The sequence below is a fragment of the Streptomyces sp. MBT65 genome (assembly GCF_016612545.1).
GTDB lineage: Bacteria > Actinomycetota > Actinomycetes > Streptomycetales > Streptomycetaceae > Streptomyces.
This window is the reverse complement of the sequence record NZ_JAENRY010000001.1, coordinates 37,471-57,971: the sequence shown is the minus strand read 5'-3', so window position 1 is coordinate 57,971 and position 20,501 is coordinate 37,471. Positions and strand designations below refer to the sequence as shown.

21 protein-coding genes are annotated in these 20,501 nt (G+C 70.7%); 6 read left to right on the top strand and 15 right to left on the bottom strand.

Annotated features, from left to right (window positions below; translation table 11 throughout):
• Positions 1 to 70: 70 nt before the first annotated feature.
• On the top strand, positions 71 to 736 hold the full coding sequence (locus tag JHN63_RS00295; RefSeq protein ID WP_307781773.1) for a TetR/AcrR family transcriptional regulator: 666 nt from the start codon (positions 71 to 73) through the stop codon (positions 734 to 736).
• 53 nt (positions 737 to 789) lie between these two features.
• Positions 790 to 1,893, top strand: a complete 1,104-nt coding sequence (locus JHN63_RS00290) for a dihydrodipicolinate reductase (RefSeq protein ID WP_307781772.1) — start codon at positions 790 to 792, stop codon at positions 1,891 to 1,893.
• A 47-nt stretch (positions 1,894 to 1,940) separates the two neighbouring features.
• On the opposite strand, the gene JHN63_RS00285 is transcribed toward JHN63_RS00290, so the two are convergent.
• From JHN63_RS00285 to JHN63_RS00270, 4 genes are all read right to left on the bottom strand, one after another.
• Positions 1,941 to 2,462, bottom strand: coding sequence for a MarR family winged helix-turn-helix transcriptional regulator (locus JHN63_RS00285; RefSeq protein ID WP_200676558.1), 522 nt, complete (start codon positions 2,460 to 2,462; stop codon positions 1,941 to 1,943).
• Between the two features lie 80 nt (positions 2,463 to 2,542).
• Complete coding sequence (locus JHN63_RS52300) at positions 2,543 to 3,034, bottom strand: carboxylesterase family protein (protein ID WP_267953687.1); 492 nt, start codon at positions 3,032 to 3,034, stop codon at positions 2,543 to 2,545.
• Positions 3,035 to 3,111: 77 nt separating this feature from the next.
• Positions 3,112 to 3,855 carry a polysaccharide deacetylase family protein gene (locus JHN63_RS00275; protein WP_200676556.1) on the bottom strand — a complete coding sequence of 248 codons (744 nt, stop codon included), beginning with the start codon at positions 3,853 to 3,855 and terminating at the stop codon, positions 3,112 to 3,114.
• A 216-nt stretch (positions 3,856 to 4,071) separates the two neighbouring features.
• A complete protein-coding gene (locus JHN63_RS00270; RefSeq protein ID WP_200676555.1) occupies positions 4,072 to 5,511 on the bottom strand; it encodes a glycosyltransferase in 1,440 nt (479 codons plus the stop codon).
• Positions 5,512 to 5,685: 174 nt separating this feature from the next.
• Between JHN63_RS00270 and JHN63_RS00265 the strand changes: the two genes are divergently transcribed.
• The 3 genes from JHN63_RS00265 to JHN63_RS00255 all read left to right on the top strand — a co-directional run bounded on the left by JHN63_RS00265 (position 5,686) and on the right by JHN63_RS00255 (position 8,328).
• Entirely contained in the window at positions 5,686 to 6,120 is a 435-nt protein-coding gene (locus tag JHN63_RS00265; RefSeq protein ID WP_200676554.1) for a BlaI/MecI/CopY family transcriptional regulator, read from the top strand.
• Between the two features lie 4 nt (positions 6,121 to 6,124).
• The gene (locus tag JHN63_RS00260) at positions 6,125 to 7,138 is read left to right on the top strand and encodes a M56 family metallopeptidase (protein WP_200676553.1); all 1,014 of its coding nucleotides are present in this window, start codon (positions 6,125 to 6,127) and stop codon (positions 7,136 to 7,138) included.
• Positions 7,139 to 7,392: 254 nt separating this feature from the next.
• Positions 7,393 to 8,328 carry an alpha/beta hydrolase fold domain-containing protein gene (locus JHN63_RS00255; RefSeq protein WP_200676552.1) on the top strand — a complete coding sequence of 312 codons (936 nt, stop codon included), beginning with the start codon at positions 7,393 to 7,395 and terminating at the stop codon, positions 8,326 to 8,328.
• Between the two features lie 78 nt (positions 8,329 to 8,406).
• Here JHN63_RS00255 and JHN63_RS00250 read toward each other — a convergent pair whose 3' ends face one another.
• From JHN63_RS00250 to JHN63_RS00230, 5 genes are all read right to left on the bottom strand, one after another.
• Positions 8,407 to 9,486, bottom strand: coding sequence for an Ldh family oxidoreductase (locus tag JHN63_RS00250; protein ID WP_200676551.1), 1,080 nt, complete (start codon positions 9,484 to 9,486; stop codon positions 8,407 to 8,409).
• Positions 9,487 to 9,507: 21 nt separating this feature from the next.
• Complete coding sequence (locus tag JHN63_RS00245) at positions 9,508 to 11,220, bottom strand: thiamine pyrophosphate-dependent enzyme (RefSeq protein ID WP_200676550.1); 1,713 nt, start codon at positions 11,218 to 11,220, stop codon at positions 9,508 to 9,510.
• A gap of 13 nt (positions 11,221 to 11,233) precedes the next feature.
• Entirely contained in the window at positions 11,234 to 12,094 is an 861-nt protein-coding gene (locus JHN63_RS00240; protein ID WP_200676549.1) for an amidohydrolase, read from the bottom strand.
• Between the two features lie 145 nt (positions 12,095 to 12,239).
• Positions 12,240 to 13,448 (bottom strand): L-2-hydroxyglutarate oxidase, encoded by a 1,209-nt coding sequence (gene lhgO / locus JHN63_RS00235; protein ID WP_200676548.1) that lies wholly within the window; start codon positions 13,446 to 13,448, stop codon positions 12,240 to 12,242.
• A gap of 33 nt (positions 13,449 to 13,481) precedes the next feature.
• Positions 13,482 to 14,930, bottom strand: coding sequence for an aldehyde dehydrogenase (locus tag JHN63_RS00230; RefSeq protein ID WP_200676547.1), 1,449 nt, complete (start codon positions 14,928 to 14,930; stop codon positions 13,482 to 13,484).
• 247 nt (positions 14,931 to 15,177) lie between these two features.
• Here JHN63_RS00230 and JHN63_RS00225 point away from each other — a divergent pair, with 247 nt between their 5' ends.
• Positions 15,178 to 15,465, top strand: coding sequence for a putative quinol monooxygenase (locus tag JHN63_RS00225; protein WP_200676546.1), 288 nt, complete (start codon positions 15,178 to 15,180; stop codon positions 15,463 to 15,465).
• Between the two features lie 51 nt (positions 15,466 to 15,516).
• Here JHN63_RS00225 and JHN63_RS00220 read toward each other — a convergent pair whose 3' ends face one another.
• From JHN63_RS00220 to JHN63_RS00195, 6 genes are read right to left on the bottom strand one after another with little or no spacing between them, the layout of a single operon-like run.
• Positions 15,517 to 16,545, bottom strand: a complete 1,029-nt coding sequence (locus JHN63_RS00220; protein ID WP_200676545.1) for a methionine synthase II (cobalamin-independent)-like protein — start codon at positions 16,543 to 16,545, stop codon at positions 15,517 to 15,519.
• A gap of 3 nt (positions 16,546 to 16,548) precedes the next feature.
• Positions 16,549 to 17,052, bottom strand: coding sequence for a heme-binding protein (locus JHN63_RS00215; RefSeq protein ID WP_200676544.1), 504 nt, complete (start codon positions 17,050 to 17,052; stop codon positions 16,549 to 16,551).
• Positions 17,049 to 17,852 carry an alpha/beta fold hydrolase gene (locus JHN63_RS00210; protein WP_200676543.1) on the bottom strand — a complete coding sequence of 268 codons (804 nt, stop codon included), beginning with the start codon at positions 17,850 to 17,852 and terminating at the stop codon, positions 17,049 to 17,051. The genes JHN63_RS00215 and JHN63_RS00210 overlap by 4 nt, the downstream gene beginning before the upstream one ends.
• A 26-nt stretch (positions 17,853 to 17,878) precedes the next feature.
• Positions 17,879 to 18,250, bottom strand: coding sequence for a VOC family protein (locus tag JHN63_RS00205; protein WP_200676542.1), 372 nt, complete (start codon positions 18,248 to 18,250; stop codon positions 17,879 to 17,881).
• Entirely contained in the window at positions 18,247 to 19,017 is a 771-nt protein-coding gene (locus JHN63_RS00200; protein ID WP_200676541.1) for a fumarylacetoacetate hydrolase family protein, read from the bottom strand. Before JHN63_RS00200 ends, JHN63_RS00205 begins: the two co-directional genes overlap by 4 nt.
• Before the next feature lie 6 nt (positions 19,018 to 19,023).
• On the bottom strand, positions 19,024 to 20,472 hold the full coding sequence (locus JHN63_RS00195; RefSeq protein WP_200676540.1) for an NAD-dependent succinate-semialdehyde dehydrogenase: 1,449 nt from the start codon (positions 20,470 to 20,472) through the stop codon (positions 19,024 to 19,026).
• Between the last annotated feature and the right edge of the window lie 29 nt (positions 20,473 to 20,501).

Here is a 20,501-nt window from a genome sequence, read left to right as displayed (position 1 = left end):
GAAAGTTGCGGTGTGGGCTTCGGTAGGGGAAGCCCAGGTGTTACCGCTGAAGTGGAGTATCGTTCTTCATGTGACAGCTGTCCCCGAAGAACAACCAGCCTGGCGCCAGCGCGCCGTTGAGCGTTCCACCCGTGCCGCAAAGCTCCGCGCCGAACAACGCGTGCAGCGCTTCCTGGACGCGGCGCAGGAACTCATAGCGGAGAAGCGGACGACGGACTTCACCGTCCAGGAGGTCGTGGACCGCTCCAAACAGTCACTGCGCAGCTTCTACCAGCACTTCGACGGCAAACACGAGCTACTGCTCGCCCTGTTCGAGGACGCGTTGTCCAAGTCGGCTGCGGAGATTCGCGAATCAGCCGGTTCCCAGTCGGATCCGCTTCAAGCGCTGCGGCTCGGGGTGGAGATGCTCTTCGAGCAGTCGTTGTCCAACCCGGGCGTGGAGCGCCCGCTGTTCAGCGACTTCGCGCTGCAACTCCTCGTGAAGCACCCCACGCAGGTGGCGACCGCTCATCTCCCTCTGCTCACGGTGTTCACGGAGTTGGTCCAGCAGGCCGAGGACGCCGGCGTCCTCCCCGCCGGGAAGCCGCGCCGCCAGGCCTCGCTCCTGATGCAGACGGTCATGTTCGTCGCACAGGGCAACGGCGTTCCGTCCGACAGCCACGCGGCGGCGGTCACCGCCGAGGAGGTCTGGCAGTTCTGTCTCGGCGGCCTCTCGGGTGTCCCCGTACGCAACTGACGGCGGCCTGTGCGCATTTGACGGCCTTTCGTTCGTGATTGACGCTCTCCATAGTGGAGAGTACGGTTCTCGCCCACCGCAACGGGAGGTGGGCGATGACCGAGCCGCTACGGCATGGAGTGCAGCGCTACCGGGTCGTGCAGTGGGCCACCGGGAACATCGGTGCCCGCACGATGCGTGCCGTACTGGAGCATCCGAACCTGACCCTGGCCGGCGTGTATGTCCATACGCCGGCCAAGTCGGGCCTGGACGCGGGTGAGTTGAGCGGGGGCGACTTCGGCACGACCGGGGTCGTCGCCACGCACGACATCGACGAGATCCTGGCGCTGGGCGCCGACTGCGCCCTCTACACCCCGCGAAGCTGTGATTTCGACGAGGTGTGTGCGCTGCTCTCGTCAGGCGTGAACGTCGTGTCGACGCGCGGCGAGTTCCATCACGCGCCCAGCCTGGATCCGGTCACGCGGAAGCGGATCGAGGACGCGTGCGAGCAGGGTGGCAGCTCGGTCCACAGCACGGGCAGCAGTCCCGGATTCATCACCGAGGCACTGCCGTTGACGCTCACCTCGATCCAGCGGCGGCTCGACGCGCTGACGATCGACGAGTTCGCGGACCTCTCCCAACGGGACTCCCCCGGGCTGCTGTTCGAGGTGATGGGCTTCGGTCAGCCTCCTGCCGAATTCGGCGAACAGCGCCTGGCCGGGCTGCGCGACAGCTTCGGGCCGTCGTTGCGCCTGCTCGCCGAGGCGCTGTCGACACCGCTCGACTCGGTGGAGGCGGTCGGCGAGGTCGCGACCGCGCGCCGCAGCACGCGGATCGCCGCGGGAACGCTGCCCGCAGGCACGGTGGCCGCGCAGCGGATCACCGTGTCCGGACTACGCAAGGGCCGCCCCCTGCTGCGATTCCGCGCCAACTGGTACTGCACCACCGACCTCGACCCCGCCTGGGACCTCCGCGCGACCGGCTGGCATGTCTCGGTCGAGGGGGACGCACCGCTCGACATCGACCTGCGGTTCCCCGTACCCCTCGACCTGATGGCCTCGATGTCCCCCTCCTACACCGCGAACCGTGCGGTGAACGCCGTGCCGTTCGTCTGCGCGGCAGCTCCCGGGATCCGCACCACGACCGACCTCCCGCAGATCGTCGCCGACCTCGGGTGACATCGACGCCGTCCGTACCCGGCACCCGGACGGTCCGTACCCGGAACTCAGACAGTTCCGGCCTGCGCCGCGACCTCCGGCTCGCCGTCGTCCTCGACCGCGTGCTTCAGGAAGTCGTCGACCATGCGGTGGAACAGCGTTGCCAGTTGCTGCAGTTCGTCCGTCGACCAATCCGAGAGGGCCATTTGCATGCCGCGCGCACCGGCGTCCCGCACGCTGCTGACGGCTTTCCGCCCGGCCTCGGTCAGCTCGATCCGCTGGGCTCGGCGGTCGTCGGGGTCGGGCACGCGGGTGACGTAGCCGGACTTCTGCAACTGCTGCACCGTCCGCGTCACATGCGAGGCCTCGACCCCGAGGCGCTGCGCCAGCTCCCCCGGGCGCAGCGGGTCGGAGTCGGCGACCTGCCGGAGCAACGCCACCGCCGCACGGTCCAGGGGCACACCGGCGAGGGCCATGAGCCGGTCGTGCTGGCGGGCGCGCGTGCTCAGGTAGGTGATCCGAGTGAGGGCTCGCTCGATCTCGGTCACCTCCGGGGAGGCGGGGGCTTCGGGGACCGATGGTGTGGACATGAGGCCCACTTTACCATATTGTTGCGTAAGTCAAGTAAGTTACTGCGTACGTTTACCCCGACTACGGCGACGACAGTACTTCACCGGCCGTACACCGCCGGCGCCGATGTCACCAATGCCTCCGGCTCGTGAAGCAGTGGTTCGTTGCGGACCAGCAGGTGCGGCTCTGGCTGTTCGGGTCGCCGTGGGTCACAAAGTTCACCACGTGGCCGGACAGGTTGTCGGCGACCATGCGGTCGATGGCGGTTCAAGGCGGGTCGGTGGCGTAGATGTTGCCGAAGACGTAGGCGAAGTTGCGCCATACACAGCGCAGGGCCGCCGAAGAGCAGCTGCGAGGACTTGGCCCGCCGGAAGTAGAGATGGGCCGAACTCATCGTCCGCTGCGGGCAGATGTCCACGAATGTGTCCGCGACGCGCACGCCCGTCCATGGACTCGTCCGCTGCGGCGGGCGCCAGCGGTTGGCGCCCGCCGAGGTCGCCGCGTAGGGCAGGCCCTTGAAGACAGTGACACCGGAGACCATGGACGCCACTCCGGAGACCCGGCCGGTGTCTGTCCGGAGCGGGCTCGTCAACGGGGCAGCGGAAGCTGCGCGGTCCGCCGCGTCGGCGCCTGTCCCGGTTCCGAGGAGCGCGGACAATATCGTCGACTTCAGAGCGGATCCACAGCATGCTCCCGCAGCGGCCCCACGGACAGGCCCCGCATCGCGCAGGTGTCGAGGATGCGGGGCACGGCGTTGAGGGTGGCGCGCCAGGAGCCGGGTGCCGAGGTGCAGTCGGAGTCGTGCAGCAGGACAGTGCCACCGCCGCGCAGATCCTCGATGACCGTCCGGTGGACCGACTCCGCTGTGGCGCGCGCCCTCCAGTCCTCGCCCCAGGCCGTCCACAACACCGGCGAGAGGTGCAGGCGGCGGGCCGCGAGGTGGGCGGCGGTCGACATCACGCCGTAGGGCGGGCGGAAGAGCCGTGGCGTGCGCCTGGTGAGGTCGCCGACCGTGTCGCGGGCGCGGGCCAGGTCTTCGTGTGTGGCGCGCGGCCCGCGCAGCAGCAGCGGGCGGTGGTGCCAGCCGTGAACGGCGATCTCATGTCCGGCAGCGGCGATCTCACGGACCAGGCCGGGCGAACGTACCGCCTGGCTGCCGAGGAGAAAGAACGTGGCGTGGACTCCGCGCTCGTCGAGCAGGCGCAGGAACAACGGGGTGGACAGCGGGTCCGGTCCGTCGTCGAAGGTGAGCGCCACGTGGTCCGTCCGGCCGCGACCGGCGAGGCGGGGCATGACCCGGTTGCGCAACGGGCCGTAGGTGGAGAGGACCGGAGCGGCGTACGCGGCGGCGAGAATCGGGAGTGCGGGGAGCGCGAGGCGGGCGGTCGTACGGAGGAAGCGGGCGGCGGTCATGAGAGAGAGCCCTTCTCACAACCCGCGACCGACGTGGTGTGCGCGGGGGCATGCATGCGTGGCGCGACGCAGGCGGTCGTAGAGAAGGAGCGGAGGCGTACGACGGTCACGAGTGGCCGCCCTTCGCCCAGCCGACGACGGACGTAGCGCCCGCGCGGGCGAGGACGCACGGAACGGCACTCGCCGCCGTATCCGTAAGAAGAAGGCTTTCGGCGCTCATGCGTGGTGCCCCTTCGCATAAGCCCCGTGCGGTGCATGAACCACGTGGTGTGCGTGGCCCAGGTCGTCGAGGTCGAAGCTCTGTCCTATCGCGTGCATCAGGCCCGGGCCGCTCTCCGTCGTGGCGACCGCCGTCCCGACCGCGCCCGCCCAGACCGCGCAGGCCAGGGCGGTGGTGGTGGCGAGTCGCCGGGCGGCGGGAAGGGTGGTCCGCCGGACAGCGGGGGCAGCGGCAAGGGGTCCGGTGCCGGTGCGGAAGACCCTGGCCGTCTCGATGGCCGGGCTGTGGTCCGGGCCGTGGGGGTTGCCCGCGAACAGGGCGAGGCCCGCCTCCCGTTGCAGCAGTCCTCGTGGGCCGTCGATCAACTCGCCCAGGACGTGCTTGAGTTGGGCCGGGTCCCGGATCCACGCGGCGACGCCCGCCTCGTCCAGGGCGGCGGCGTTGGTCAGTCCGTGGCCGGGTATGCAGCCGTAGCTGGCGACGGGCAGGCCTGCGGCGAAGGCCTCCAGGGAGGTCAGACCGCCCGCGTTCTGGACCAGGACGTCGGCGGCGTGCATCAGGCCGGGCATGTCGTCGACCCAGCCGTGGACGTGCTCGATGCCGTCCGCGCGGAGCTGGTCGGCCAGTGTCCCGTTGCGGCCGCAGACGACGAGCGGTACGGCCGCGCCGCAGTCGCGCAGGTCCCGGGCGACCTGGCGGACCGGGCCCACGCCCCAGGAACCGGCGACCAGCAGAGCGAGAGGGGCGTTCTCGGGCAGGCCGAAGCGGGTGCGTGCCGCCGCGCGTTCCCGCGCGTCCACCGGGTGGAAGCGCGGGTCCGCGACCGGGCCGCACACCCGCACGTCGCGCGCACCGGCGGCCCGGGCCTGCGCGGCGGGCACGGCGTGCAGCGCGAGATGGACGTCGACGCCGTCGGCCACCCACAGCGGGTGCACCGAGAAGTCGGTGAGGTAGGTGAGGACGGGGACCGTCAGTCGGCCGTCGAGCCGGAGGTTGCCCAGGACCCGGCTCGCGCCCGGGTAGGTCGAGACGACGGCGCCGGTGTCCGCGGGCAGGGCGCGCAGCAGCCGTTCCTCGGCGGAGCGCAGCAGGACTCGCGCGAGCGGGCCGCCGCCTCCGGCACGTTCGGTGCTGCTGTAGATCCGCTGGTAGGCCCACGGTGCCCGGACGAGCATCCGGTGGTAGCCGTCCCGGACCAGTCGGCCGAGCCGCGCGGGCAGCACGTCCAGCAGGTCGAGCCGGTCGACCGTGAGACCGGCCGCCAGCAGCCGTCGCTCCAGTTCGGTGGCGGCGCCGTCGTGGCCGGCTCCGACGCTGGCCGAGACGATCACGACCCGCTCGGCCGACGGCGGACGGTCGGTCGGGGGCGTCTGCCGGGGGCGCAGGGTGGCGGCCGCGAGGGCACGCAGATGCACCGAACTTCCGAGGTGGGGCATGGGCTTTTTCCTCCGCAGATGGAGTGGAGCGGCGAAACTCTACAACATGTAGTAGTTAAGCTCGTACAACATGTAGGAGATCGGGTTCGCAAAGCCCTTGGCGCACTTCTACAGGCCGTAGTAGGTCGACGGGTAGGCTGGGCCGTCGAGCGGCGGAAGGCGGTGGGGTGAACAGTGCAGGACCGGAGGAGCGACGAGCCCGGTGCGACGTCCGGCAGGCGGGCGCGCGGTGAGCTGGAGAACGGCGTTCTCGCCGCCCTCTACGGGGCCGACGGGCCACAGACCGCGCGCCAGGTCAGGGAGCGGCTGCCGGGAGACCTCGCGTACACCACCGTGCTGACGATCCTGTCGCGCCTGTACGACAAGGGGATGCTCGTCCGGCACCGCGCGGGCCGCGGATACGCGTTCGCGCCGGCCCGGGACGAGGCGACCCACACCGCGGACCGGATGCGCTCCCTGCTCGAGCACGGCACCGACCGCGAGGCGGTGCTCACCCGTTTCGTCTCCGAACTCTCCGCGCAGGACGAGCAGTTGCTGCACCGACTGCTCTCCGGGCACGACGAGGCGCAGCACGCCGACCGCAGCGACCACGCCGTCGAAGGACCGTGATCCGGTGCTGATCAGCGTGTACGTCCCCCTCCTGATCACCATGGTCCTCGCGGTGTTCGCACCCCGCGCCGCCCACAGGCTGGCGCCGCGCCCGGCCGCCTGGTCGCTGGCCTCCGGCGCGCTGGTGGCGTCGCTGGGCTGGCTGGGTTCGCTGGCGTTGCTGGCGTTCGCCGGACTGGTGCAGATCCCCGAGGTCGCCGAGGAGGGCAGTTGGTCGGTCGCGGCCGTGCGCGCCTCCGACCCGGTCTACCTCACGGTCGCCGCGGCCGCCGCACTCGCCCTCCTCGCGTCCCTCACAGGTCTCACCGTCGCCGCCGTACGTCAGCTGCGGCATCTGCGCTGGGCCCGCCGCGAGTGCCGACTGCTGCCCGGCGACACGGAGTTGGCCGTCCTGGACATGGAGTTGCCGGAGGCGTTCGCGCTGCCGGGGACGCCCGGCCGGATCGTGGTGTCGCGCGGCATGCTGCGCTGCCTGAACGACCGCGAACGCGAGGCCCTCCTCGCCCACGAGCGCGCACATCTGCACGGCCGGCACCACCTCTTCCAGACCCTCTGGCGGCTCTGTTCCGCCGCGAATCCCTTGCTACGACCGCTGTCCACCGCGGGCGGATTCGCCCTGGAGCGCTGGGCCGACGAGGAGGCGGCGGTGCGCGTCGGCGACCGTACGGTCGTCGCGCATGCCGTGGGCCGTGCCGCGCTCGCCACCTCGGCGAGCCGTCCCCGCCCGGCACTGGCCGCGACCGGCGGAGCGGTACCGCAGCGGGTGCGGGCACTGCTCGCGCCACCTCCCCCGCGCCGGGCGCTGCCGTTCGTCGCGGGCGCCGCGCTGCTCGTCCTGTGCTGCGCGAGCCTGGCGGACGCCGCGACCGACAGCGAGGAGATGCTCGAGACCGCACAGCACGCGGCGTGCGTGACGGCTCAGGCGGCTCAGGCCCCGGCCACGCCGGCTCCGTCCGTCGCACCGCACGGGCCGTGCTGTGAACACGGTCAACACGACGGGCCCGTCCGGCACCACTGAGAGTCCGGCCGCCTTCGTTCCTCCGCGCGGACGCCCCTGGCCGCCCCGACGCCCACCGCGCAGGCCGACGCGGCACCACGAGGGACGCCCCCTCAACAGCGCCGATCACACCGTCCGCTCGCCATACGCCCGTGTTATCGTCGCCGTACCCATCGCCAGGAATCCTGTCGATTGAAAACCTGGCGAGCGACCCCCGTCATCCTGGCGACCGGGCTCCCCCGTCGCGCGACTCCACGCATCACGAATGGAGCGGCATGTCCGTTCTGGCCCGGCCCGCGGTGGCCGCCTTCGCCGCCAAGTCCCTGCAGCGTCTCTCCGTGCTGGCCGACCGGCGCCCGAGCGGGCGCGGCTCCGCCGCCTCCTCGCATCAGCGGTTTCCTGATTTCCCGCGCCGGACAAGGGAGTTGACGATCCCGACCAGCGTCGCTCCGGCGCGCGCCACGGTGTATCTGCCGGCCGGAGAGGGTCCTCCTCCGCCGGTGCACGTGAACTTCCACGGCGGTGGTTACGTCGTTCCGCTGACCGAACTCGACGACCCCCTGTGCCGATTCCTCGCGGCGGAGGCGGGCGTCGTCGTGGTCAACGTCGACTATGTCGTCGCACCGCAGCACCCCTTCCCCGCACCGCCCCGGCAGGCCTTCGAGGTGGTCCGGTGGATCGCGGAGCACGGCGGGGAGCAGGGCTGGGACGGCGACCGGCTCACCGTGGGCGGGCAGAGTGCCGGAGGCGGACTCGCGGCGGCGGTGGCCCGGCAGGCCCTGGAGGAGGGCGGTCCCTCGATCGCGCTCCAGGTGCTGCACTATCCCCCGCTGGACCTCGCGACCAGCGCGAAGGACAAGCGCTCCGCCATCGCCAAGCCCGTGCTGCGGCCCTGGATGGCGGAGGTCTTCGACACGTCGTACGTCCCGGATCCGAGCGTGCGTGCCGACCGGCTGGTGTCGCCCGCCCATCCGTCGGACACCGCGGACCTGAAGGGCATCGCCCCGGCCCTGGTCATCACGGCCGAGTACGACCTCCTCAAAGCCGAAGGCGTCGCCTACGCCGAGCGGCTACGGACGGCTGGCGCCCTGGTCGAGCACGTCGATGTCGCCGGGGCCGACCACGGCTACGACGGCACGGACGACGAACGAGCCCTGCACTCCTACGCCCTGATCGCCCGTCAGGTACGGGAAGCCGTGGGCTCGGCCTGAACTCGAATTCCGCTGCCGGACAACGTACTTCGCCGACCGCCCTCCCCCTCCTCGGACAGTCGGCGAAGTCCTGCCGGGTCAGGCCGAGGGCACCGGCTCCGGCGGCGTGAGGCCGAACTTCGCTGCCGCCTCGGTCAGTTCGCGCCAGACCTTGGGCGCGACGGGGATGCCCTTCGCACCCCGCCCCTCGGCGACCGCCGCGCTGCGCTCACCGGGATAGAAGACGCCCTCCGCGCCGTCCGCCGGCGGCAGTCGCTTGAGGGTGGCCAGCGTTCCGTCGACCGCCGCGGTGAAGGCGTCCGGGTCACCGAAGGCCGCCGGGTCGAGCGCGATGAGCAGCGCGTTCTGGCGGTGCTTGCGGCCCTGGGGGTCGTCCGAGTGGAAGGCGGCGAAGATCGGCGCCCCGACCAGCACGCTGGTGAGCAGTTCGAAGGCGAGGGACATCCCGGAGCCCTTGGCGCCGCCCAACGGCAGGGGCATGACGGCCAGTTCGGGATCGGTGGTCGGGGTGCCGTCGGCGGTGGCCGCCGCACCCTCGGGCAGCGGGGTACCGCTCGCCTTCGCCTGGCGGATCTTGCCCAGGGCGATGGTCGCGGTGGCCATGTCGAGGAGCAGGGGTGCGTGGGCGTCGGCCGGTACCGCGATGGCGAGCGGGCTGGTCGCCACGGCCGCGCCCTTGACGCCGGTGTAGCCCATGTTGGGCATCCCGGCGACATAGCCGATGCCGACCAGACCCTGCTCGGCGATCTTCGACACGTAGTAGCCGATGGCGCCGGTGTGCACCGTACGGCGCACGCCGACAGCGGCAACTCCATTGATCCTGGCCCGGGTTACCGCCTCGCCGGCAGCGGCACTGAGGGCCACCGGGCCCGGGGCGCGGTCGGCGTCCAGGACGGCGGCGGCCGGGGCGGTGGACTCGATCGTGATGTCGGCGTCGGGGTTGGCCACGCCCTTGGCGAGCAGCTCCAGGTAGGCGGGGACGCGTGCGATGCCGTGCGAGTCGACGCCGCGCAGCGCGGCCCACACGAACACGTCGGCGGTGGTGCGCGCCTGCTCGGCGTTCAGGCCGCCCTTCTCCAGGAGTGCGGCGGAGAAGGTGCGCAGGTCGTCGGCGGCGACAAGTACCTTGCCCGGCTTGGGCGTTGCGGTGTCGGACATGGTGGCGGATGCCTTCCTGGTTCAGCGGGTGACGAGGACGTCGACGACGGCGGTGGTGCCCTCCGTCACGGCCTTGAGCGCACGCTCCAGCGCGGGCGCGAGAGCCTCGGGTGCGTCGACCGTCTCGGTGTGCATCCCGAACGGCTCGGCGAACGCGGCGAGTCGGGGCAGCCGGCGCAGATCGGTGCCGAGCCACTCGCCGGTGTCGGCGGCGGCGCCCTCGGGGTAGAACCTGCGGTGGTTGAGGTTCATCGACTTGTAGACGCGGTTGTTGAACACCACGATCAGCAGCGGGAGTTCATAGGCGTTCGAGGCGTCGTACGACTGGATGACCGGGTTGTAGGTGAAGGCGCCGTCGCCGATGGTGAGGACCACCGGGCGTTCTTTTGCGGCGAGTTTGACGCCGAGGGCGACCGCGATGCCTTGCCCGAGGCCGCCCTGGACGTAGAAGTACGAGTCGGGGTCGGCGGTTTGGACATGGCGCTTCACGACGCGGCTGTGGGTGATGGTCTCGTCGACGACGATTCCGTCCCGGCCCTCCAGCAGCTTGCGCAGGGTCGCGGCGACGAGCACCGGGTCGATGCCCTCGGCGGCCTGGGAGGCCTTCGCCTCGGCCGCGGCGATGGCGGACTTCTCGTCGGCGTGCCGCTGCTCCTGGGCGGCGCGGCGCACCCCGACCGCCGCCGTGTCGAGGTCCTTCGCCCGCTTGGTCAGCTGGCGCAGGGTGTTGGCGACGTTGCCTTCCAAGTACGCGTCGGCGAAAAGGACTTGGTAGACGACGTGCGGGCGCTGCGGCACCTCGTCGATGACGACGACCGTCGCCTTGGAGGGGCGACGCGACGGCGGGTAGAAGGGGGCTCGGCAGTTGACCAGAAGGATCAGATCCGCCGTGTCCATCCACGGGCCGATGTCGCTGCCGGCGTGGAGCGGGTGGGTGCGCGGGAAATTGCCGCAGACCGCCGAGTCGGGCTCGACTACGGGGATGTTCCACGCCTCGGCGAAGGCGACGAGGGCCTCGAAGCCGCCCGCCTCCCGCCCGGCCGTCTCGGTGACGATGACGGGGTTGGAGGCCTCGCGGATCAACTGGGCGACCGGGTCGACCTCTTCGGGCGAACTGTGCGTGGAACCCGGGGCGACGATCGGCTTGGCCTCGCGGCCGTCCCACTCCTCCAGGAGGATCTCCAGCGGGACGTTGAGGTACGCCGGTCCCGCCGGAGCGCGCCAGGCCAGTTCCGCCGCCCGGGTCACCATCGTAGGAAGGGTGTGGACGCTGGCGGCCTCGTTGGACCACTTCGTGAAGGGCTGCGCGATCTGGTGCGGGCCGCCGACGATGGACAGGTTGCGGTACCACTGGCCGCCGGGGTCCTGGCCGGGGCCGTCGCCATACGTCGTGGACTCGGAGGAGCTGACGACCATCGGGACGCCCGCGAGCAGCGCCCCGTGCACGGCCATCGAACCCTGGAGCAGTCCGGGGGCCGCGTGCAGGAGCACGCCCTGCGGCCGGCGCTTGACGAGTCCGTAGCCGGTGGCCATGCCGACGGCGACGGTCTCGTGGGTCAGGTCCAGGTACTGCGGGCAGGGCAGTCCGTCGCGGTGGCGGCGGGCCAGGGACTCCCAGACGGGGGCCCATTCGGAGCCCGACGAACAGAAGATGTAGTCGGCGCCGACGGCGTTGAAGGCGGTGACGAGAGCGTCGCCGCCGTCGGCGCCCGGGGATGTGGTGGTGTCGGTCATCTCTCGTGCTTCCTCAGCCCTCGATCGGCCAGTTCAGGACCTCGGAGATACCGCGGCCCATGATCCATTCAAGCTCCTCGGGCGTGAAGTCCCAGTGCTTGGTGAACTGCTCGATCGTGTCGGTGTAGGTGATGCCGTGCCCGAGCAGCCGGGTGATGTCGGTGCCGTAGAAGCAGCGCTGCGGGCCCATCTTGTCGACCATCTCGCGCACGTACTTCTGGATGTTGTTGTTCGGGAAGGGCTGCGTGGAGTAGCCGGGGAGCGCCGAGACCTTCACATAGATGTTGGGGTGGGCGGCCAGGTCGGCGGTCTCCGAGACCCAGTAGCCGATCGCGTCGTCGACGCAGCGGGCCATGATGCCCATGTGGTCGATGATGATCTTCAGCTCGGGGTGCTTGGCGGCGATCTCGCCCAACTCCCGCTTCCAGATGGGTGCGTGGACCATCGTCGGGATGCGCAGTTCCTCGGCGACCGGCCAGTACCAGTCGTTGGTGCCGTCGATCATCCAGTTGCGGTCCTGCGGCCGGTGGAAGGTGAGGCGGGTGCCCTTCACATGCGGGTTCTGCGCGAAGTCCGCCAGCATCGCCTTGCCCTCCTCGGGCTTGTTCTGGGGGATGCGCGCCATGATCCCGAAGCGGTCGGGGTGCGCCTCGCAGGCCTCCAGGGCGTAGTCGATACGGTCGCCCTCCCAGGACGGCGGCAGGATCAGGGCCCGGTTCACGCCGGCCTCGTCCATCAGCTCCAGGGCCTCCTCGTACGAGAAGGGGTCCTCGCGGTGTCCGTTGAGGCGGATGCGCTCCCGCGCGCCCGGGACCCAGGGGCGGTCCGGGGTCTCTTCCTTCCAGATGTGGATCTGCGTGTCGACAACGAACATGTCCGGAACTCTTTCTCTCGAGGATCTTCACGAAGGTCTTTGCGAAGGTCTTTACGGAAGGAACGCTAGGCGGGAGACGGGGCCCTGCCGAGCGCTGGGAGCGCAAGCAGTAGTTGCGCGGAACACCGCTGTACGCAGGGCATTCTCAGGGTGCGGACGGGGTGCCGAACACGGCGCCGACGATGTGCTCGGCGATCGCCATGGACGCCGTGGCGGCCGGTGAGGGCGCGTTGCGCACGGCGGTGATCCGGCCCACCTGATGGATGCGGAAGTCGTCCACGAGCGTGCCGTCGGGGTCCAGTGCCTGGGCGCGGACGCCCGCTCCGCCGCGTACGACGTCGGCGACGCCGACACCGGGGACGTACGACTTCGCGTCCTTCATGAAGGCCTTCGCGGACAGCGAGCCGCGGTACTCCTTGATGCCGGTCCGCCAGTGCTGGGCGGCCATCCTCCAGGAGCCGGGGTACGCGGCGAGTCCGGCGAGGTCCTTCACCGAGACGCGGCCGAGCTTGTAGCCCTCCCGGGCCAGGGCCAGGACGGCGTTCGGGCCGACCTCCACGCTGCCGTCGACACGCGGGGTGAAGTGCACGCCGAGGAAGGGGTAACGGGGGTCCGGCACCGGGTAGATGAGCCCGCGCACCAGGTGGGTGCGCTCCGGCTTGAGGAGCATGTACTCACCCCGGAACGGGATGATCTTCGGTTCCCTCTTGTCCTGCGCGAGCTTGGCCACGGCGTCGGAGTGGAGGCCCGCGCAGAGGATCAACCGGCTTACCAGGACGCGCTGTTGACCCGATGCGACCTCGATGCCACCCGGCACAGTGGTGATGGACGTGACCGGGAAACCGAGCCGCACCTCTCCCCCGGAGGCCTCGATGTCCTTGGCGAACTCCCGGGCGATCGCCGGGTAGTCGGTGATCGCGGTGCGTGGCGAGTGCAGGGCCGCGATGCCGCCCGCGTGGGGTTCCAGCTCCTTGATCTCGGCCTGGGAGATCCTGCGGAGTTCGGGCACGTGGTTGTTCCTGGCCCGCTCGTAGAGGTTCTCCATCCGGCCCAACTCGTCCTGGCGTACGGCGACTACGAGCTTGCCGATCTCGTCGTACGGCAGCCCGCGGTCCTGGCAGTACTCGCGCAGGATCGCCACGCCGCGCACGCACAGGTCGGCCTTGAGGCTGCCCGGCGCGTAGTAGATACCGGCGTGCACGACACCGGAGTTGTGGCCGGTCTGGTGGACGGCGACTTCAACTTCCTTCTCCAGGACCACGACCCGGGTGCCGGGGCGGCGCAGGGCGATCTCCCGGGCGGTGGCGAGGCCCACGATGCCGGCGCCGACGATGCCGATCGTCTCGTCAGCCATCGGCGTCCTCCTCTCTCTGTCTCACCGGCTTGCTCAGGGGCCGTAGTGGATGGCGACGGTCTTGACGCGGGTGGAGAAGCGCAGGACCTCGTCGCCCTGCTCCTTGTAGCCCGTGCCGGATTCGTGGAAGCCGCCGAAGGGCAGGTGCACGTCCCAGCCGGGGGTGGTGGCGTTGACGGCGATCTGCCCGCACTCGGCCTCGTCCGCGAAGCGGTACGCGGAGGCGAGGTCGCGGGTGAACACGGCGGCGGCCAGGCCGAATGGAGAGTCGTTGACGGCCTCCACCGCCTGCCCGAAGTCGTCCACGGCGCGGACCGCGAGGACCGGTCCGAAGACCTCCTCGCGCCAGATCGCCGTCTCGGCGGTGACGTCGGCGAGCACGGTCGGCCGGACGAAGCAGCCGTGTGCGTGGGAGCCCTCGGTGTCCGCGCTGCCGCCGGTGAGGACGGTGGCGCCCTGGTCCACGGCCCCCGCCAGGTGGGCGAGGACGCTGTCGCGCTGCTTGGGGCTGGAGAGCGGGCACAGGGTGGTCACCGGGTCGCTGCCCGGGCCGACCTTCAGCGCCTCGACCTCGGCGACCAGGAGGCGGGTGAACTCGTCGTACACCGGCCGTTCCACGACGACCCGACTGGTGGCGGTGCAGCGCTGTCCGGCCTGCCCGAAGGAGGCCGCCACGACGGTCTTCGCGGCGAACGGCAGGTCGGCGTCCTTGAGCACGACGGAGGCGTTCTTGCCGCCGAGTTCGCCCTGGAAGCGGACGTTGCGGTCGGCGAGGCGGCGGCGGATGCGGTTGCCGACCTCGTTGGAGCCGGTGAAGGTGATGCCGACGATGCGCGGGTCGTCGAGGAGCGCCTCCTCGATCTCGGCGGTACGGCCCGTGACCACGTTGAGCACACCGGCGGGCAGGCCGGCGTCGTGCAGGGCGCGGGCGAAGTGCAGGCCCGACAACGGTGTCTCGGTGGCCGGCTTGAACACGGCCGCGTTGCCGGTGGCGAGCAGCGGGGCGAGCTTGCGGGCCGGGGTGATCAGCGGGTCGTTCCAGGGGCTGATCACGAGGATCACGCCGATCGGTTCGCGCTGGGTGTGCACGCGGGTGTCGGGACGGGCGTCGTGCAGGAGGGTGCCGTAGCCCTGGCGGGCCAGGCCCGCGTAGTAGTCGAGGAAGTCGGCGGCCTTGAGGGTCTCGCCGCGGGCCTCGGCGCCGGTCTTGCCGTTCTCTGCGGTGACGTCGGCGGCGATCTCGTCGACCCGCTCGCGAATCAGCCGGGCCGCGTCGGTGAAGATCCGGGCCCGCTCGAAGGGGCTGGTGCGCTTCCAGACGGCGAAGCCGCGCTCGGCGTGGTCGTAGGCACGGGTGACGTCCTTGGCGGCGAGGGCGGGGATGCGCGCGAGGGGGGTGCGGACGTCGGCGGGGTCGTACACCTCGATCCACTCGCCGGTCGCCACCCACTCTCCACCGGAGAGGGTTTCCAGGCTTCGCATGAAGATCACTTCCTTCGTCCGCCGCGGTGCGGGTCCGCGGTCTGCACAGTCGGCGGCCGCAGTGGGCCGAATGCGACAACACACCATGTGGGGGCGGTGCCACCAGCCCTGCGAGGGCAGGCATTGCTTGCGCCGCGCGCAGGTCGGCGGAGGGTTGATCCGTGCTGGAATCGGCAGGCCGGACGGCTTCTGCCAGGCCGCCGGGAACCGACGATCCGCCGCCAGATCCACCCAGGAGAGACACGACATGGCCTACGCAGTCATCGCCCGCTACTTCTGCGAGCCCGCCGACGAGGCCACGGTTCGCGCCGCGTTGCTGAAGGCGCGGGAGCAGACCCGTGCCGAGCCGGGGAACCTGGCGTACGAGGTGCACGCCGAGGCGGATGTGCCGGGGAGTTTCGTGCTGTACGAGCAGTACGCCGACCGGGCGGGTTTCGACGCGCACAAGGCTGCCGCCCACTTCGACGAGCTGATCGTGCGGACCGTCTGGCCGCTGCTGACCGACCGCAGGGTGACGTTCGCCGAGGTGCTCTGACCGATCCCGCCGGGAAGCGCGTCTCGGCGCTTCCCGGCTCGTCCGTTCCGGTCAGAACTCGTTGCCCCACACGTACCGGGCCACCGTCTCCACCAGCTCGATCTTCCGCCGCTGCTGCTCGGCGCTCAGCAACGGCCGGCTCGCCACGTCGGCGAAACCCCGGGACGGTGCTACGGCCCCGTCCTCCAGGTCCTTGAACTCGCCCACCGTGTCGATCCTGGCCATCACCGTGTCGATGTCCTCCAGCCCGGGCACGGTCGCGTCGACGACACCCAGGCAGAAGTCGCGTTCGTCCGGCAGGGCCTTGACCAGGGCGAGTTCGGTCGGGGTGCCCTGGTCGAAGGGCAGGATCCAGCGGTCGGCGCCGATCGCGCCGTAGAGCTTCTCGGCGCGGGACCGGTCGAGGGTGGCGGGGGCGACCGGGCCGGGGGCCACCGCGATGCGTACGCCTTCGGGGCGCTCGTCCAGGCGTACCGCGAGGGCGTCGACGGCGAGTGCGTCCTCGAAGGAGAGCGCGCCGGGGGCAGCCGGGTCGGTGGCCAACTGGCCCAGCAGGAGTGGGTTGTTGAGCTGGATCAGGCGTACGCCCTGGGCGACCAGTGCCTCGATCTCCGCTACGACGATCTCCGCGAGCGCCTCCCCCAACTCCCGTGCGGAGGAAGGGCCGTGGCCGGGCTGGAAGGTGGTCGCCGCGAGGTAGGCGGGTGAGGGCAGCACGGCCTTGGGGGCGATCACCGTGAGTTCGGCGAGACGGGCCACCCAGTCCGCGAGCAGCGGGCCGTTGGCCTTCGGGAGGGACTCCGCGACCCAGCGCACCAGGCCGTCGGCGTCGGATTCGTCCGTGCGACGGAAACCTGACACCCCGTCAAGGACCGCGCTGCGGAAGTCCTCCCGGGGGAAGTCGCCGTCGGTGACGACGGTGGAACGCAGCTTGCGCTGGAGGACGACCGCGTCCTTGACCGCCTGGAGTTCCGCCTCCTTCAGCGCCTCGGGGTCGCCGGTGGCGCGGGCTGTGGTCAGTTCGGTCGGGCGGACGAGGCTGCCGTGGTGGTCGATGCGGTAGTTGAACGTGTCCGCCATGGGTCATGCGTCCTTTCCGGGCGAGGACGGGGAGTCCGGCGCCGAGGTCGGGGCCGGGTTGCCCGCAACTCCCCAGGCGGCGAACTCCAGTTCGTAGCCGAGGGAGGCGAGTACCTCCTCGGCGATCTGCTGGTCCTCGTCGGCGGTGCCGCCGGCGATGCCGAGGCCGCCGATGATCTCGCCGTCCTTCTTGATGGTGAGGCTGCCCTCGGTGGCCATGATCGGCATGGCGGCGCCCGGGAGTTGGGACAGTTGGGAGAAGAAGACCGGCTGGCTCTCCTGCCATTTCTTCAGCATCCTGCCGGGCCGCTGCATGATGGCCGCCGTGTACGCCTTGGCGCGGGCGATGTCCGGGGTGAGCGGGCGGGCGCCGTCCGGCCGGCGGATGGCGATGGGGAAACCGCCCGCGTCCACCACGGCGACACTCACCGCCTTCCCGATCGACTGGGCGCGTTTGTGGGCGGCGTCGATGATCTCCTCGGCGGCGTCCAGGGTGAGGCTGCTCATGCTGCTTCCTTCGGTGCGGTGAGGGTGCGGCGCAGGCGGGCGACGGCCGCGTTGTACTCGGCGGGCGTCTCCCAGTACATGGAGTGCGGGGCGTCCGGGACGATCTCCAGGTGCGAGCCGGGCAGCAGTTCGTGGGCGCGCGTCACCGTCTTCACGCTGAGCACCGCGTCCTTCTCGCCCGCGAGGAAGGCGACCTTGACGCCCGACGCCTGGATGTCGTCCAGTGACGGGCCGTCGGTGTCGAGGTTCCGCAGGTCCTGCATCTTGGCCACGTTGAAGGTGCCCATCTGCTGGAAGAGGAAGGTGAGGTCGGCGCGCTCCTGCTGGAACCGCTTCGTCAACAGGCGGTCGATGACGGGGAGTTTGACGGCCTCGGCGCGGTCGGCGGCGGCGAGCTCCTTCAGCTCGGGGTGGCTGATGCCACCCAGCGAGTGGCCGAGCACGACGGAGCCGACCCGCTCGGGCCGCAGCAGCCCGGCGCGCAGGGCGGCGACGGAACCGATCGACTGCCCGACCAACATGGCGTCGGTCAGGTCCTCTTGGTCGAGTACGGCGACGACGTCACCGGGGAAGTCCTGCCCGTCGAACTCGGGCTTCGACGAGTGCGGAGAGGCGGGTGTGTCGGACTTGCCGAAGCCGCGCAGGTCCACGGTGACGACCGTGAACTCCTCGCGCAACGCGGCCACTTGCTGCCACCAGGCGGCGTGGTGACCGCCGCTGCCGTGCACGAACAGGATCGCCGGACCGCTGCCGTGGCGCTCGTAGTAGATGGAGGTGCCGTCGGAGTCGGCGATGGGCATGGGGGTCAACTCCTGTACGCGGGTCGTTAGTTGGGGCGGCGGCCGTGGAAGACGAGCTCGATCATGGTGTGGTCGGGGTCGTGGATGTAGCAGAACTTCGACTGGTTCTCGGGGCGTTCGATGGGCCGGGTGTGCCGGATGCCCAAGTCGCCCAGGTGGGCGAGGAAGTCGTCCCAGTCGTCGACCTCGACGGCGAAGTGATAGGGCGCCATGCGCTCCATCTCCTCGACCGGGGTGAAGTGCAGGTCGAAGTTGCCCCGGGTCATCAGCACCACACGGGTGTTGGACTTGGGCATGATCCGCTTCATCCCGAAGACCTTCGTGTACCACTCGGCGGTCCGGTCGGGGTCGGTGGTGGGGAAGTTGACGTGGTGGATGTAGCGGGGTGCGCTGCTCATGACGGATTCCCTTCGCTGTGTACGGGGTTGGACAGGACGCCGATGCCGCTGATCTCGATGTCCACGGTGTCCCCGGGTTCGAGTTGGCAGGTGGACTCGGCGCCCATCCACAGCACGTCCCCCGGGTGCATGGTGATGTGCTTGGTGAGTTCGACGATGTGATCGAAGGGGTCGAAGACCATGTCTCCGGTGGCGAACGAGGCGCGAACCTCCCCGTTCACACGGAGAGTTGTGGTCTGCGCCAGGGCGTCGACGTCGGTCTCCATCCACGGCCCCATCGGCTTGAACGTGTCGCTGTTCTTGCTGCGCCAGAAGGAGCGGTCCTGGTGCTGCCAGGTGCGGGCGCTCACGTCGTTGCCGATCGTCCAGCCGAAGACCGACTTGCGGGCCTCGTCGTAGGTGGCGTGGCGCAGGGTGCGGCCGATGACGGCGACGAGTTCGGGCTCGGCCTCGAAGCGGCCCTCGACCTCGGCCGGCTTGACGATGGGTGAACGGTGGCCGGTGAGCGCGTTGTTGGCGCGGTACCCGACTTCGGGTCGGTCCGGGGTCTCGGCACCCGCGTGCGCGATGTGCCGCGGGTAGTTCATGCCGACCGCGTAGAACACGGGCGGGACGACGACGGGCAGCCACTGGGCGGAGGCGACCGGCACCGAGCCGATGGCAGTGGGGTCGCCCTCGATCGGGGACTCGGACAGCAGCTCGATGTCCTCCTCCCCCACCCGGCCCCAGACGGCCCGGCCGCCGACCGCGACGCGCGTGTACCTCATGGCGGTTCAGCCCGCCAGCAGGTGGGAGACGCGCTTGGTGATCAGGTAGGCGTCGAGGGCCTCGGGGCCGCCCTCCCTGCCGTAGCCGCTGTCCTTGACTCCTCCGGAAGGGGCCTCGGCGACGGAGCCGCCGCAGTGGTTGATGGAGAGGATGCCGGCCTCCAGCGCGTCCGAGAGTTTCTCGGCGGTGGCGGCGGACTCGGTGAAGCCGTAGGCGGCGAGGCCGTAGGGAAGGGAGTTGGCGAGCGCGAGGGTCTCGTCCAGGTCGGTGAACGGGACGATCGGCGCGAGCGGTCCGAAGGGCTCCTCGTGCAGCAGCCTCGCGTCCGGTGGTACGTCGGTCAGCACGGTCGGGGCGTAGAAGTAGCCGTCGCGCGCGAGGCGTTGACCGCCGGTGAGTACCTGAGCACCTCGTTCCACGGCGTCGGAAACCAGGTTCTCCATGGCGAGCAGTCGGCGCTCGTTGGCGAGCGGGCCCATGGTGGTGTCGGCGTCGAGGCCGTCTCCTACGGTGACCTCCTGGGCGGCCTTCACGAACTCGGCGGTGAATGCGTCGGCGATGCTCTCGTGGACGTAGAAGCGGCTCGGGGAGGTGCAGACCTGGCCGGCGTTGAAGAACTTCGCCTGTGCCGCCTTGCGGGCGGACCTCACCGGGTCGGCGTCGGCGCAGACGATGACCGGGGCGTGGCCGCCGAGTTCCATCAGGGTGGGCTTCATGACCTCGCCGGCCTGGGCCGCGAGGAGCTTGCCGACCGGGACGGAGCCGGTGAAGGCGACCAGGCGGATCTGCGGTGAGGGGATCAAGTGGGCGGAGACTTCGGCCGGTTCACCGAAGACGAGGTTGAGGACACCGGCCGGGAGTCCGGCGTCGGCGTAGCAGGCGACCAGGGCGGCGGCCGTGGCGGGAGTCTCTTCGGACGCCTTGATGACGATCGAGCAGCCTGCGGAGAGGGCGGAGGAGAGCTTGCGGTTGGGGCCGCCGACGGGGAAGTTCCACGGCACGAACGCGGCGACGGGGCCCACGGGTTCGCGGCGGACGGTGAGGACGGTGCCGGGTGCGGACGGGATGATCCGGCCGTAGGCGCGGCGGGCGTCCTCGATGTGCCAGCGCAGGGTGTCGGCGGTGCGCAGGGCCTCGGTGGTGCCCTCGCGGAGCGGCTTGCCCTGCTCCTGGGCCATGATGCGGCCGATCTCGGGGGCGCGTTCGGTGATGAGGTCGGCGGCGGTGTGCAGGATCGCGGAGCGCTTGGCCATAGGGGTGGCGCGCCAAGTACGGAAGCCCTCGGTGGCCGCGTCGAGGGCGCGGTCGAGGTCGGCGGTGGTGGCGAGGGGGACTTCGCCGATCACCTTCTCGGTGGCCGGGTTCACGATCGGGGCGGTCCGTCCGGTGCCGCCCTGGCACCACTCGCCCGCGATGTACATGCGGACGGCGGGGTAGCCGTGGTCGGAGGTCATGAGTGGGTGCCCTCTCAGGCTGGGAGGAG

What these genes read in the sequence shown, in the direction of transcription:
- JHN63_RS00205 (WP_200676542.1), bottom strand. Translation starts at nt 18,250, where the DNA reads ATGAGCAGCGCACCCCGCTACATCCACCACGTCAACTTCCCCACCACC.
- JHN63_RS00285 (WP_200676558.1), bottom strand. Translation starts at nt 2,462, where the DNA reads ATGTCCACACCATCGGTCCCCGAAGCCCCCGCCTCCCCGGAGGTGACC.
- JHN63_RS00195 (WP_200676540.1), bottom strand. Translation starts at nt 20,472, where the DNA reads ATGACCTCCGACCACGGCTACCCCGCCGTCCGCATGTACATCGCGGGC.
- JHN63_RS00240 (WP_200676549.1), bottom strand. Translation starts at nt 12,094, where the DNA reads ATGTTCGTTGTCGACACGCAGATCCACATCTGGAAGGAAGAGACCCCG.
- JHN63_RS00200 (WP_200676541.1), bottom strand. Translation starts at nt 19,017, where the DNA reads ATGAGGTACACGCGCGTCGCGGTCGGCGGCCGGGCCGTCTGGGGCCGG.
- JHN63_RS00225 (WP_200676546.1), top strand. Translation starts at nt 15,178, where the DNA reads ATGGCCTACGCAGTCATCGCCCGCTACTTCTGCGAGCCCGCCGACGAG.
- JHN63_RS00250 (WP_200676551.1), bottom strand. Translation starts at nt 9,486, where the DNA reads ATGTCCGACACCGCAACGCCCAAGCCGGGCAAGGTACTTGTCGCCGCC.
- JHN63_RS00255 (WP_200676552.1), top strand. Translation starts at nt 7,393, where the DNA reads ATGTCCGTTCTGGCCCGGCCCGCGGTGGCCGCCTTCGCCGCCAAGTCC.
- lhgO (WP_200676548.1), bottom strand. Translation starts at nt 13,448, where the DNA reads ATGGCTGACGAGACGATCGGCATCGTCGGCGCCGGCATCGTGGGCCTC.
- JHN63_RS00230 (WP_200676547.1), bottom strand. Translation starts at nt 14,930, where the DNA reads ATGCGAAGCCTGGAAACCCTCTCCGGTGGAGAGTGGGTGGCGACCGGC.
- JHN63_RS00275 (WP_200676556.1), bottom strand. Translation starts at nt 3,855, where the DNA reads ATGACCGCCGCCCGCTTCCTCCGTACGACCGCCCGCCTCGCGCTCCCC.
- JHN63_RS00215 (WP_200676544.1), bottom strand. Translation starts at nt 17,052, where the DNA reads ATGAGCAGCCTCACCCTGGACGCCGCCGAGGAGATCATCGACGCCGCC.
- JHN63_RS00210 (WP_200676543.1), bottom strand. Translation starts at nt 17,852, where the DNA reads ATGCCCATCGCCGACTCCGACGGCACCTCCATCTACTACGAGCGCCAC.
- JHN63_RS00270 (WP_200676555.1), bottom strand. Translation starts at nt 5,511, where the DNA reads ATGCCCCACCTCGGAAGTTCGGTGCATCTGCGTGCCCTCGCGGCCGCC.
- JHN63_RS00245 (WP_200676550.1), bottom strand. Translation starts at nt 11,220, where the DNA reads ATGACCGACACCACCACATCCCCGGGCGCCGACGGCGGCGACGCTCTC.
- JHN63_RS00220 (WP_200676545.1), bottom strand. Translation starts at nt 16,545, where the DNA reads ATGGCGGACACGTTCAACTACCGCATCGACCACCACGGCAGCCTCGTC.